Source organism: Pseudomonas oryzihabitans, from assembly GCF_001518815.1.
Lineage (GTDB): Bacteria > Pseudomonadota > Gammaproteobacteria > Pseudomonadales > Pseudomonadaceae > Chryseomonas > Chryseomonas oryzihabitans_E.
In genome coordinates this window covers 1,144,694-1,156,725 of the sequence record NZ_CP013987.1, presented here as the reverse complement: position 1 = coordinate 1,156,725, position 12,032 = coordinate 1,144,694, and the positions used below count along the sequence as shown (strand labels likewise).

Below are 12,032 nucleotides of genomic sequence, written 5' to 3'. Positions count from 1 at the left end.
CATGGGCCGCTCTCTGGATGTCGCCAATCTGTTCCGCTCCTTCGGTGGAGATCCGCAGCGTTACCACGAATTCGAGGCGCCGGACATCGAGCATCACGCCGAGACGTCGCCGGTAGCCCCAGCGCGACAGCCGGAACCAAGTACGCCGGTCGAGGAGACCCTTGCGGCTCCAGCGCCCCTGGTAGAAGCCGAACCCAGCACGCTGCCTCCGCTGGCGCAGGAATTGGCGCAACTGCACAGCAGCCGCCAGGCCAGCCAGGCGGTCGCTGCGCTGGACCAGGCCCTGAGCCGGACGCCGCCACCGCTGGCCGGTCCAGTCCTGGCGCTGATGTCGGCGCGGGGCGGAACTGGCAAGACGGTCATCGCCGCAGGCCTGGCCCAGGCGCTGAGTCGCGACGGCCAGCAGGTGCTGCTGGTGGAGCTGGACACCCAGAACGTGCTGTCGTCGCTGCTGCTGCCGGAAGCCTCCTCCACCACGGGCTCGGTCGGCGCGCCGCTGTCGCTGTGCCTGGCGGTGGATGAACGGCTGCGGCTGGTCCCCTTCGGCGCCCCCGATGACATCGAGCTGCGCGCGCTGGAACGGACCCTGGCGAGCGATCCCCTGTGGCTGGCGCGGCGCCTGCAGGCGCTGAGCGTCTCCGCCGATACCCTGGTGATCCTCGACTGCCCCACGGGCGCCACCCCCCTGAGTCGTCAGGCGCTGGCCCTGGCTACCCAGGTACTGGGGGTGACGACTGCGGATGCCGCCGGCTATGCCAGCCTGCCCCGGCTCGAACGGCAATGGCAGCACGGTGCTGGCCAGGCGAGTCCGCTGCACCTGCTCAACCGGGTCGATCCCGCGCGCCCGTTGAGCCAGGACATCGCCGCCATCGTCGCCCAGTCCTGGGGTGAGCGGCTGCTGGGCGTGCTGCCCGAGAGCCCTGACCTGGAGCAGGCCCTGGCCCTGGGTCAGGGCCTGGCAACGGTCAAGGACGCCTGGTCGAGCTGTCTCGCTGGGCTGGGCCACGAACTGCTCGGCGACATCCGCCTGGCCGTCCAGCACTACGCGCGTTCCTAGGCATGAGCTTTCTCGACCACCTGGAACAGGTTCGCCAGCGCCAACGGCAGCGCCGCGCGTCGGCAACCCACTCGACGTTCTCGGCGCCGCTCTGGCTGCAGCTGATCGCCTGGATCACGGCGGCGCTGCTGGGCGCCCTGCTGGTGAGTGTGCCCCTGGCCCTGGAAGAGCAGGCGCTGTTCGCTGGCGGCTGCTTCCTCGCGGCGCTATTGCTGCGCCGCCTCCCCGGACGATTGCCGGTGATCATGCTGGTCACGCTGTCGCTGCTGGCCTCATTGCGCTACCTCTACTGGCGCCTGACCAGCACCCTCGGTTTCGAGACGCCGCTGGAGATGCTGCTCGGCTATGGCCTGGTGGCTGCCGAACTCTATGCCCTGGCCGTGCTGGTGTTCGGCTATCTGCAAACCATCTGGCCGCTGCGCCGCACGCCGGTCCCGCTGCCGGAGGATCCGCTCACCTGGCCAACCGTGGACGTCTTCATCCCCACCTACAACGAAGCCCTGAGCATCGTGAAGCTGTCGATCCTGGCTGCCCAGGCCATCGACTGGCCGCGCGACAAGCTCAGGGTCCACGTGCTCGACGACGGCCGGCGCGAGGACTTTCGCCTCTTCTGCGCCACGGCGGGAGTCTCCTATCTGGTGCGGGAAAACAACGAGCACGCCAAGGCCGGCAACCTCAACGAAGCGCTCAAGGTGACCGATGGCGAGTACGTCGCCATCTTCGATGCCGATCACGTACCGACGCGCTCCTTCCTGCAGGTCTGCCTGGGCTGGTTCCTCAGGGACCCCAAGCTGGCCATGCTGCAGACGCCGCACTTCTTCTTTTCCCCCGACCCCTTCGAGAAGAACCTCAAGACCTTTCGCACCGTGCCCAACGAAGGCGAACTGTTCTACGGCCTGGTGCAGGACGGCAACGACCTGTGGAACGCCACCTTCTTCTGCGGCTCCTGCGCGGTGATTCGCCGCTCGATGCTCGAGGAGGTCGGCGGGGTGGCCACCGAGACGGTGACCGAGGACGCTCACACCGCGCTGAAACTCAATCGCCTGGGCTACAACACGGCCTACCTGGGCATTCCCCAGGCCGCCGGTCTCGCTACCGAGAGTCTGTCGCGGCACATCGCCCAGCGCATCCGCTGGGCCCGCGGCATGGCGCAGATCTTTCGTACGGACAATCCGCTGCTCGGCAAGGGCCTCGCCCTCGGGCAGCGGCTCTGCTACCTCAACGCCATGCTGCACTTCTTCTACGGCCTGCCACGCCTGGTGTTCCTCACCGCGCCCCTGGCCTATCTGCTGTTCAGTGCGCAGATCTTCCACGCCTCGGCGTTGCTGATCACCTGCTACGTGCTGCCCCACGTACTGCACTCGAACCTGACCAACTCGCGGATCCAGGGCGAATTCCGCCATTCCTTCTGGAACGAGGTCTACGAGACGGTGCTGGCCTGGTACATCCTGCGGCCCACGCTGCTGGCGCTGATCAACCCGCGGCTGGGCAAGTTCAACGTGACCGACAAGGGCGGCATCATCGCCCGTGATTACTTCGACTGGGAGCTGGCGCGCCCCTACATCGCGCTGCTGGCGCTCAATCTGCTAGGCCTGGGGGTGGGCATTGGCCGGCTGTTCCTGGGTGATCCCGAGGCAATGACCACCGTTGCCATCAACCTGGCCTGGACCCTCTACAACCTGGTGATCGCCAGTGCCGCGGTGGCCGTGGCGAGCGAGACGCGTCAGGTGCGCGCCGAACCCCGCGTGGCCGCCACGTTGCCGGCCGGACTCATCCTCGCCGATGGCAGCCGCCTGGACTGCAGCACCCTGGACTTTTCCCAGAGCGGCCTGGGGCTGAAGCTGCCCGAGGGTGTCCAGCTGCCCGAGGGCTGTGCGGTCCAGGTCGAGCTCAGTCGCAATGGCCGCAGCCGACGCTTTCCCGCCACCGTGGCCTTCAGCCGCGCCGGCGCGGTGGGCACCCGCTTCGCCGAACTCAGCGTCACCGAGCAGCGCGAGCTGGTGCGCATGACCTTTTCCCGCGCCGACCTCTGGGCCGAGGCCTGGGGCAATCACCGCCCGGATTCCCTGCTGGGCTCGCTGCGCGAGGTCAGTCTGATCGGCCTGCGCGGCGTCGCCGACCTCAACCGCAACCTCTGGCGGGTGAGCAGCCGTTCCTGGCGCAAGACACCCCCTTCTACCGCTCCCCTGGATCGCCCATGACCGTGTCGCTCCGCTTCGCCCCGCTCCTGCTTGTCGCCCTGGCCGGCGCGCCCACCCTTGCCCTGGCCCAGACTGCCGCCCCGGTAGCGGTGGCCGGCACCGGCTACGACAACAGCTTCAAGCAGCTCGGCGCGGTCTATCCCTTCAACCTGCGCGGCATCGACAGCCGCGACGGGGTCAGCTTCGACGTCCGCGCCGACGAGATCGTCAGCGCCGCCAAGGTGACGCTGAACTACACCTATTCCCCGGCGCTGTTGCCGGAGTTGTCCCAGCTCAATGTGCTGGTCAACGACGAGGTCGCGGCCAGCATTCCCTTGCCCAAGGAAACCGCCGGCACGCCCCAGACCCGGGTGGTGGACATCCCGCCGCGACTGATCACCGAATTCAATCGGCTGAGCATCCAGCTGATCGGCCACTACACCATGCAGTGCGAAGATCCGCTGCATTCCAGTCTCTGGGCCAAGGTGAGCAACGGCAGCCGCTTGGATATCCAGGTCAGCCATCTAGACCTGGCACCGGACCTGGCACGCCTGCCGCAGCCGTTCTTCGATCGCCGCGATGCCCGCCAGCTGGAGCTGCCCTTCGTCATCGCCGGCGCGGCCGACAATGGCACCCTGGAAGCCGCCGGTACCCTGTCGTCCTGGTTCAGTGCCCTGGCCAGCTATCGCGGCGCGCGCTTTCCCAGCAGCCAGACCGCCCTGCCAGCCAAGGGCAATGCCGTGGTGCTGGTCACCAGCGAGGAACGCGCCAAGACCCTGGGCCTGAGCCTGCCGGCACCGGCGGCGGCGCGGGTCGATATCCTGGTCAATCCCTTCGATCCCCAGGGCCAGCTGCTGGTCATCTCGGGACGCGATGCCAACGAACTCAAACGCGCGGCCGCCGCCGTGGCGCTCGGTCATCAGACCCTCGCCGGCCAGAGCATGACCATCGACACCCTGCAGATGCTGCAGCCGCGCAAGCCCTACGATGCCCCAAACTGGCTGCCCAGCGATCGTCCGGTGCGCCTGGGCGAGCTGGCGACGCCCAAGGAGCTCGCCGTCTCCGGCTACGCTCCGGGTACCGTGTCCGTGCCGTTGAGGCTGCCGCCGGACCTGTTCCTCTGGCGCAACCAAGGCCTGCCGCTGCACCTCAGATACCGCTACACCCCTCAGCCGGTAGCGACCAATTCCTCGCTGCTGGTGAGCTTCAACGACCGTTTCGTGCAGTCCATTCCCCTGCCGTCCCAGGAGCACCTGAGCCAGGGCCTGCTGGGTCTGATCAAGGACGAGGAGTTGCCCCGCGAAGCCGAGGTGCGGTTGCCGCTGGATGGCGAAGCTCTGCAGGCGCGCCTGCAATTCCGCTTCATGTACGACTATCTCAAACAGGGTGAATGCCGCGACGTCATCATCGACAACATGCGCGGCACCCTGGAACCGGATTCCACCCTGGACCTGTCCGGCTATCGGCACTTCATCGCCCTGCCCAACCTGGGCGTGTTCAAGGACAGCGGCTTTCCCTTCACCCGCCTGGCCGATCTGAGCGAAACCGCGGTGATCCTGCCCGACACCCCCAGCGCGGCGGAAATCGACACCTACCTGAACGTGCTCGGCCGCTTCGGCAGTTCCACCGGCTATCCCGCCACGGCGGTCACCGTGGCCCGCGCCAGTGAGGTCGAGGGGCTCGCCGACAAGGACCTGCTGCTGATCGCCGGCAGCGCCGACCAGCCACTGCTGCAACGTTGGGCGACCCATCTCCCCGCCGGCTTCGCCGGCAACACCCAGCGCTTCGAGGTCTCGGACCTGGCGTTCCGGGTGCGGCAGTGGTTCAGCTCCGACAACGAGGCCAGCCTGCAGCGCAGTCGCGCGGCGCTGAGCACTAGCGGTGGCACCGCCGGCGCCTATGTGGCCGGTTTCGAGTCACCGCTCAGGAGCGGCCGCAGCGTGGTGGCCCTGGTCGCCGCCCGCCCCGAAGGCCTGGCCGACATCAGCCGCGCCCTCACTACCCGGGAAGACTATGCCCAGGCACTGCAGGGCAGCCTGGCCACGGTGCGTGGCGAGCAGGTGGAGAGCCTTGTGGCCGATGAGACCTATCATGTCGGCAGCCTGGGACCACTGCTCTACGCACGCTGGCAACTGGCTCGCCACCCGCTGCTGATGCTGCTGCTGAGCGCCATGGGCGTCGCCCTGCTCGCCGGCCTGGTCTACACGGCGTTGCGCGCCCGCGCTCGCCAGCGACTGGAGCGCTAGACCATGATCCGTGCACCGCTGCTGGCCACCCTGCTGACCGGTCTCCTGACGCCGCCGCTGGCCCTGGCGGCCAGCACGCCCGAAGACCTGCTCATCGAGCAGGGGCATTTCTGGCAGGCGCGCAAGAACGCGCCTCGTGCCCAGGAGACCTGGAACAAGCTGCTCGAACTGGATGCGCAGCAGCCCGAGGCGCTGTACGGCCTGGGGCTGATCGAGGTACAGGCTGCGCGTCTGCCAGCGGCCCAGGCCTATCTGCGTCGCCTGCAGGCGCTCAAACCCCTGCCCCAGCAGGCCTTGCAACTGGAACAGGACATCGCCCTGGCCAGTGGCGACAACTCCCAGCGCCTGGTGGATGCCCGCCAGCTCGTCAGCGAAGACAAGCCTGTACAGGCACTGGCGCTCTATCGCCAGCTGTTCGCCGGTCGGCCGCCCCAGGGCGATCTGGCGCGGGAGTACTACGACATCCTCGCCTATACCCCCAATGGGTGGCAGGAAGCCGGTCCGGGTATCGAACGCCTGCGCAAGCTGCGGCCCCAGGATCCGGCATTGATGCTGATCCAAGCCAAGCACCTGGCGCGCTTCCCGGCCAGTCGCAGTCGCGGCATCCAGGCCCTGGCCGATCTCAGTTCGCGCAAGGACATCGGTGGCGAGGCCGCCGAATACTGGCGTCAGGCGCTGGTCTGGAGCGGTCCGCCCGGTCCGGCCGAGACACCGCTGTTCGAGGCCTACCTGCGCCAGCATCCGGATGACGCCGAGTTGCGCGCCCAGCTGGACAAGGGCCGTGCCCTGAGCCGTAGCGGCGGCCTTGATCCGCAACTGGCGCGCGGCATCGAAGCCTTGCGCCGCAATGAGCTGGGCGAGGCCGAAAGCGCCTTCCAGGCACGCCTCAAGACGGCCCCTAACGATGCCAACGCCCTGGGCGGACTGGGTATCGTCCGCCAGCGCCAGGAGCGCTTCAGCGACGCCGAGGATCTCTTGAGCCGCGCCAGCCGCCAACCGGGCGGTGCGCGCTGGCAGGCGCCCTTGGCGGAGGTGCGCTACTGGGCCCTGCTCGCCCAGGCTCGCAAGGCCCAGCAAGCCAACGACTTCACTACCGCCCACGCCCGGGTGGAGCAGGCGCTGCGGCTGGATGCCAAGCGTCCGGAGGCACCGCTGGCCCTGGCCGGGCTGCAGGCCCAGACCGGCCAACTGGATGCCGCCGAGGCCGGTTATCGGCGAATCCTGCAGCAGGATCCGCGCAATCTCGAAGCCCGTCGGGGCCTGATCGACCTGCTCGCCGAAAGCGATCGTCCCGCCGAGGCCCTGCGCCTGCTCGACACCCTGACGCCAGCCGAGCGCGCCAAGCTCGGCAACCTGGATCGGCTCAAGGCCACCCAGGCCCTGCAGGAAGCCAAACTGGCCGAAGGCCGTGGCGATCTCCAGGGCGCCCGGCGCGCCCTGGAAGACGCCCGGCGTGCCGATCCGGACGATGTCTGGACCTTGCTTGCCCTGGCCCGTCTGCAGCTGCGTCAGGGCCAGGCCCAGGCCGCCCGCCAGACCCTGGACAGCGGCCTGGCCAAGGATCCCCAGCGCCCCGAGGCGCTCTATGTACGCGCCCTGTTCGCCCTGGAGCAGAACGATCCCGCGGCGGCGCGCGAGCTGCTCGATCGCATCCCGTCGGCCAAGCGCAGCCCGGCCATGAACGGCCTGGCCGCCGATCTCGACTTCGACGCCAAGGTCAGCGCCGCCCGCGACCTGGCCCGCCGCGGCCAGCAGCAGGCCGCGCGCCGCCAGCTGGCAACCCTGGAACCGCAGGCCGGCGAACGCGCCGCGGCCCTGGGCGGCCTGGCGGCGGCCTATGCCGAAGCAGGCGACGTCGAGCGCGGTCTGCGCCTGCTGCGCGATGTCCTGGCCCGCGAGCGCACGCCCGATCCCGCCTTGCGCCTGCAATATGGCGAGGTGCTGCTGCGCAGTGGCGCCGACGACGAGGTCAACGCCCTGCTGCATGACCTTCAGGGGCAGCGCCTGAGCGCCACGCAGCGCCAGGGCTATGAAGACCTGCTCTATCGCTACCGGGTGCGTCAGGCCGACCAGCTGCGCGAGCGTGGCGATCTGGTGACCGCCTACGACACCCTGGCGCCGGCCCTTGCCCAGCGCCCGGACGACGATCTGGTCAACACCGCCCTGGCGCGGCTCTACCTCGCCAATGGCGACGCCGACAAGGCGCTACGGCTCTATGAACCGCTGCTGCGCCGCGCGCCCGACAATCCCCGCCTGCAACTGGGCGCGGCCGATGCCGCCGTGCGCGCACGAGACACCGCCTTTGCCGATCGCGCCCTGGATCGCGCTGTCGCCCTGGGCGCCGACGACGTGGCGGTACTGACCGATGCCGCCCGCCTCTATCGCCAGCTGGGCCGGGAAGGCCGGGCCACCGAGCTGCTGCGTCAGGTGGTTGCCGTGCAGCGCCGGGATGCCGAAACCGCACGCCCCCTGGCGGATGCACCCGCCAATCCCTTCGGTCCACGACGCGGTAGCGCCACGCTCGCCAGCCAGGCCATTCCGCCGACCGCCGACCAGTTGCTGGCGGCGGCCAAGACCGCCCCGCCAGCGGACGTAGCCGAGGCCCCGCGCGACAGCGCCGCCGAACGCGCCCTCGACGACCTGCTGCAGACGCGCAGCGCGCGGATCACCCAGGGCCTGACCGTGCGCAGCAACGATAACGAGCGCGGCCTCGGCAAGCTCACCGACGTGGAAGCGCCACTGGAGATCGACTTCCCGCTGGGCGACGTGCGCCTGGCCGTGCGGGTGACCCCGGTCAGCCTGAACGCCGGTAGCGTCGGCCGCGATGCCCGCAGTCGCTTCGGGGGCGGTCCGGCCGCCACCCAGGCCGCGCCGGATGTCTCGCCGGGCAGCCAGAGCGACAGCGGCGTAGGCCTCGCGGTGGCCTACAGCGATCCGCAGCTCGGCCTCAAGGCCGACGCCGGCACCACGCCCCTGGGCTTTCTCTATTCGACGCCAGTGGGTGGGGTGAGCCTGGACCGGCCGCTGACCGATAACAGCCGCTATACCCTCTCGGCCTCGCGCCGCGCGGTGATCGACAGCCTGACCTCCTTCGCCGGCAGCGAGGACGCCCGTACCGGCCAGCAATGGGGCGGCGTGACCGCCAATGGCGTACGCGGCCAGCTCGGCTACGACGACAGCCAGTTCGGTGCCTATGCCTATGCCTCCTGGTACCGGCTGCTGGGCAATCATGTCGCCGACAACAGCCGCGGCGAACTGGGTGCCGGGCTGTACCGCTATCTGATCAACAGCGAAGACAGCCGCCTGACGCTGGGTCTGTCCCTCACGGGCATCGCCTATGACAACAACCAGGCCTTCTTCACCTATGGCCATGGCGGCTACTTCAGCCCCCAGCGCTTCTACGCCCTGGGCGTGCCCCTGACCTGGTCGCAGCGCACCGACCGCTGGACCTGGCAGCTACGTGGCGCGGTGGGCGTGCAGCGCATCGTGCAGGACGGCGCCGATTTCTATCCGACCGACGCCCGGCTGCAGGCCGCGGCGAGCCAGGCGCTCGGCGCCCCGGCGGCCTATGGCGGCCAGAGCAAGACCAGTCTCGGCTACAGCCTTCATGGCGCCACCGAGTACCAGCTCGGGCGCCAGCTGTTCGTCGGCGGCAACCTCGGCGTCGACAACGGCCGCGATTTCCAACAGCTCAATGGCGCCGTCTATCTGCGCTATGCGCTGGAACCCCAGGACCGCGCACTCGCCCTGCCGGTCAGTCCCTATCGTTCCCCTTACGACAACTGATTCACGGAGCTCCCATGGCAGCCAGCCTCCTTACCGGCCTTACCATTCTCATGATCGGCGACAGCCACCTGGCCACCCCCGACTACCTGATCGGCGCGCTGCAGGACAGCCTGGTGCAGCAAGGCGCCAAGGTGCATACCCTGGGTATCTGCGGGAGCAACGCCGGCGACTGGCTCAAGGTCACCCCCGGCACCTGTGGCGGCGCCGAGCGGCGTAACGGCGACAAGGCCGTGGTGCTCGGCGGCAAGGCCGCCACCCAGCCGATCAACGAACTCATCGCCGCCGACAAGCCCGACCTGGTGCTGATCGTCATGGGCGACACCATGGCCAGCTACACCAATCCCAGCTTTCCCAAGACCTGGGTCTGGCAGCAGACCACCAGCCTGACCAAGGCCATCGCCGCGACCAAGACCCATTGCGCCTGGGTCGGCCCGACCTGGGGCACCGAGGGCGGCAAGTACGGCAAGACCTTCGACCGGGTCAAGCTGATGTCCGGCTTCCTCGCCAACAACGTCGCGCCCTGCAGCTACATCGACTCCCTGAGCTTCGCCAAGCCCGGTCAGTGGGCCACCATCGACGGCCAGCACCTCACCGGCCAGGGCTACAAGTCTTGGAGCTCGGCGATCGTCGACGCCCTGAACAAGCTGCCCGCCGACAAGCTCAAGGGAGCCGCCCAGTGAAGGCCCTGCTGCTGCTCGGCCTGCTGGCGACCGGAGTCGCCCAGGCGGAAGTCTCCCTCTACCCCACCGGACCCAGCGAGGACTCGGCCTTCCTGAGATTCGTCAATGCCGGCAGCGAGCCCCTGGCGCTGCAGGCCTCCGGCTCCGCCGCGCGCCTGCAGCTGGAAGCCGCCAAGCCGGTCTCCGACTACCTGACGGTGCCGGCGGCCAAGGCCATCAAGGGCGAACTGGTCCAGGGCGCGGCCAAGGCTCCGCTGGAGCTGACCGTGGCGGCCGGTGAATTCGCCACCCTGGTGGTCCTGCCCGGCACGCCGCTGGTGCAGCGCCTAGTGCGCGAGCAAGCCGACGATTTCAATGCCCTCAAGGCTTCCCTGGCCTTCTACAGCCTGGATCCGCAGTGCGCAGCACCTGGGCTGCAGGCCGCGGGGCGCAACGCCGAGATCTTCAAGGACGTCACCGACGGCACCCTGCAGCGCCGCAGCCTCAACGCCGTGGCGCTCAAGGTGCAACTGACCTGCGCCGGTCAGCCGCAAGGCGCGCCGCTGGATCTGGGCGAACTCAAGGCCGGCGAGCGCTATAGCGTGCTGCTGCTCCCCGGCGCCGCGGGTCCGCGTCTGCTCGCCACCCAGGACGCTATCGCCCACTAAGGACAGCCCCTCGATGGTCTTCGCCTCGCTGGAATTCCTCACCCTCTTCCTGCCGCTGTTCCTGCTGGTCTACGCCCTGGCGCGGCCCGGCGGGCGCAACGGGGTGCTGCTGGTGGGCAGCTGGCTGTTCTACGGCTGGCTGAGTCCGCTGTTCCTGCTGCTGCACATGGCCCTGGCGTTGTTGGCCTGGGTCGGCGGGTTGCTGGTGGATCGCGCGCGCGAAGGCTCGAAGACGCGGCTGCGGCTGCTTGCCGGGCTGATCGTGATCAACCTGGCGGTGCTCTGCTGGTACAAGTACGCCAACATCGTCGCCGCCACCTGGAGTCAGGTGCTGGTGACGACCGGCGCCCTGCCACTGGACTGGCAGAAGGTGGCCCTGCCGGCCGGACTGTCCTTTATCGTGCTGCAGGCGATTTCCTACCTGGTAGATGTCCATCGCCACGTGGTGCCGGTGGAGCGCAGCTTCGTCAACTACGCCACCTACATCTCCATGTTCGGCCACTCCATCGCCGGGCCGATCATCCGCTACGACTGGGTCCGTCGCGAACTCAACCAGCGCTGGTTCAATCGCGAGAATTTCGCCCTCGGCGCGCGCCGGTTCATGATCGGCCTGTGCATGAAGGTACTGGTGGCCGACACCCTGTCGCCGCTGGTGGACGTGGCCTTCCACCTCGACCAGCCGTCCTTCGCTGACGCCTGGATCGGCTGCCTGGCCTATTCGCTGCAACTGTTCTTCGACTTCGCCGGCTACAGCGCCATGGCCATCGGCCTGGGCCTGATGCTGGGCTTCCACTTCCCGGAAAACTTCAACCGGCCCTATCTCGCCCGCAGCATCCAGGACTTCTGGCGGCGCTGGCACCTGTCGCTGTCCAGCTGGCTGCGCGACTACCTCTATATCTCCCTGGGTGGCAACCGCGGCGGCCGCTGGCGCACCTACCGCAATCTCTTCCTGACCATGGCCATCGCCGGCCTCTGGCATGGCGGCGACAGCTGGAATTACCTGCTCTGGGGCATGCTGCACGGCCTGGCGCTGTGCCTGGACCGACTCTGGGACGAACTCGGTGGTCGCCCGCTGCCGCGTGCCCTGGCCCATGGCCTGACCCTGCTGTTCGTGGCCCTGGCCTGGACACTGTTCCGCGCGCCGGACTTCGCCACGGCGCTGTCCATGTACGCCGGCCAGTTCGGCCTGCACGGCTTCGCCCTGGGCGATGCCCTGGCCGTAACCCTGAGACCCGTGCACGGCCTGGCCGCCGCCCTGGGGGTGGCCTGCATCCTCGCCCCGCTGTGGCAGGCGCGCATCGAGGCGCGTCTGTCCGGCAGCGCCCTGCTGCGGGGTGTCGGTGCCCTTTGGCCGATAGCCGGCTTCCTGCTCTGTTTTGCGCTGATCGCCAGCCGCGAAGCCGTGCCCTTCCTCTATTTCCAGTTCTGAGGCCGCC

Annotated in this window: 7 protein-coding genes; all 7 read left to right on the top strand. The window is 68.8% G+C overall.

Annotated features, from left to right (window positions below; genetic code table 11):
• Position 1 precedes the first annotated feature (1 nt).
• From APT59_RS05225 to APT59_RS05195, 7 genes are read left to right on the top strand one after another with little or no spacing between them, the layout of a single operon-like run.
• Positions 2-1,057, top strand: a complete 1,056-nt coding sequence (locus APT59_RS05225; RefSeq protein WP_059313884.1) for a cellulose synthase operon protein YhjQ/BcsQ — start codon at positions 2-4, stop codon at positions 1,055-1,057.
• A gap of 2 nt (positions 1,058-1,059) precedes the next feature.
• Positions 1,060-3,258 carry a UDP-forming cellulose synthase catalytic subunit gene (bcsA, locus tag APT59_RS05220; protein ID WP_059313883.1) on the top strand — a complete coding sequence of 733 codons (2,199 nt, stop codon included), beginning with the start codon at positions 1,060-1,062 and terminating at the stop codon, positions 3,256-3,258.
• On the top strand, positions 3,255-5,483 hold the full coding sequence (bcsB, locus tag APT59_RS05215) for a cellulose biosynthesis cyclic di-GMP-binding regulatory protein BcsB (protein ID WP_082696289.1): 2,229 nt from the start codon (positions 3,255-3,257) through the stop codon (positions 5,481-5,483). The genes bcsA and bcsB overlap by 4 nt, the downstream gene beginning before the upstream one ends.
• Positions 5,484-5,486: 3 nt before the next feature.
• Entirely contained in the window at positions 5,487-9,269 is a 3,783-nt protein-coding gene (locus tag APT59_RS05210) for a cellulose biosynthesis protein BcsC (protein ID WP_059313882.1), read from the top strand.
• 14 nt (positions 9,270-9,283) lie between these two features.
• Entirely contained in the window at positions 9,284-9,949 is a 666-nt protein-coding gene (locus tag APT59_RS05205; protein WP_059313881.1) for an SGNH/GDSL hydrolase family protein, read from the top strand.
• On the top strand, positions 9,946-10,596 hold the full coding sequence (locus tag APT59_RS05200) for an alginate O-acetyltransferase AlgF (protein ID WP_059313880.1): 651 nt from the start codon (positions 9,946-9,948) through the stop codon (positions 10,594-10,596). Before APT59_RS05205 ends, APT59_RS05200 begins: the two co-directional genes overlap by 4 nt.
• Before the next feature lie 13 nt (positions 10,597-10,609).
• Entirely contained in the window at positions 10,610-12,025 is a 1,416-nt protein-coding gene (locus APT59_RS05195; protein WP_059313879.1) for an MBOAT family O-acyltransferase, read from the top strand.
• The last annotated feature ends 7 nt before the right edge of the window (positions 12,026-12,032 follow it).

Bases quoted from the DNA above. Each gene is read 5' to 3' on its own strand.
- APT59_RS05225 (WP_059313884.1), top strand. From the start codon at position 2: ATGGGCCGCTCTCTGGATGTCGCCAATCTGTTCCGCTCCTTCGGTGGA.
- bcsA (WP_059313883.1), top strand. From the start codon at position 1,060: ATGAGCTTTCTCGACCACCTGGAACAGGTTCGCCAGCGCCAACGGCAG.
- bcsB (WP_082696289.1), top strand. From the start codon at position 3,255: ATGACCGTGTCGCTCCGCTTCGCCCCGCTCCTGCTTGTCGCCCTGGCC.
- APT59_RS05210 (WP_059313882.1), top strand. From the start codon at position 5,487: ATGATCCGTGCACCGCTGCTGGCCACCCTGCTGACCGGTCTCCTGACG.
- APT59_RS05205 (WP_059313881.1), top strand. From the start codon at position 9,284: ATGGCAGCCAGCCTCCTTACCGGCCTTACCATTCTCATGATCGGCGAC.
- APT59_RS05195 (WP_059313879.1), top strand. From the start codon at position 10,610: ATGGTCTTCGCCTCGCTGGAATTCCTCACCCTCTTCCTGCCGCTGTTC.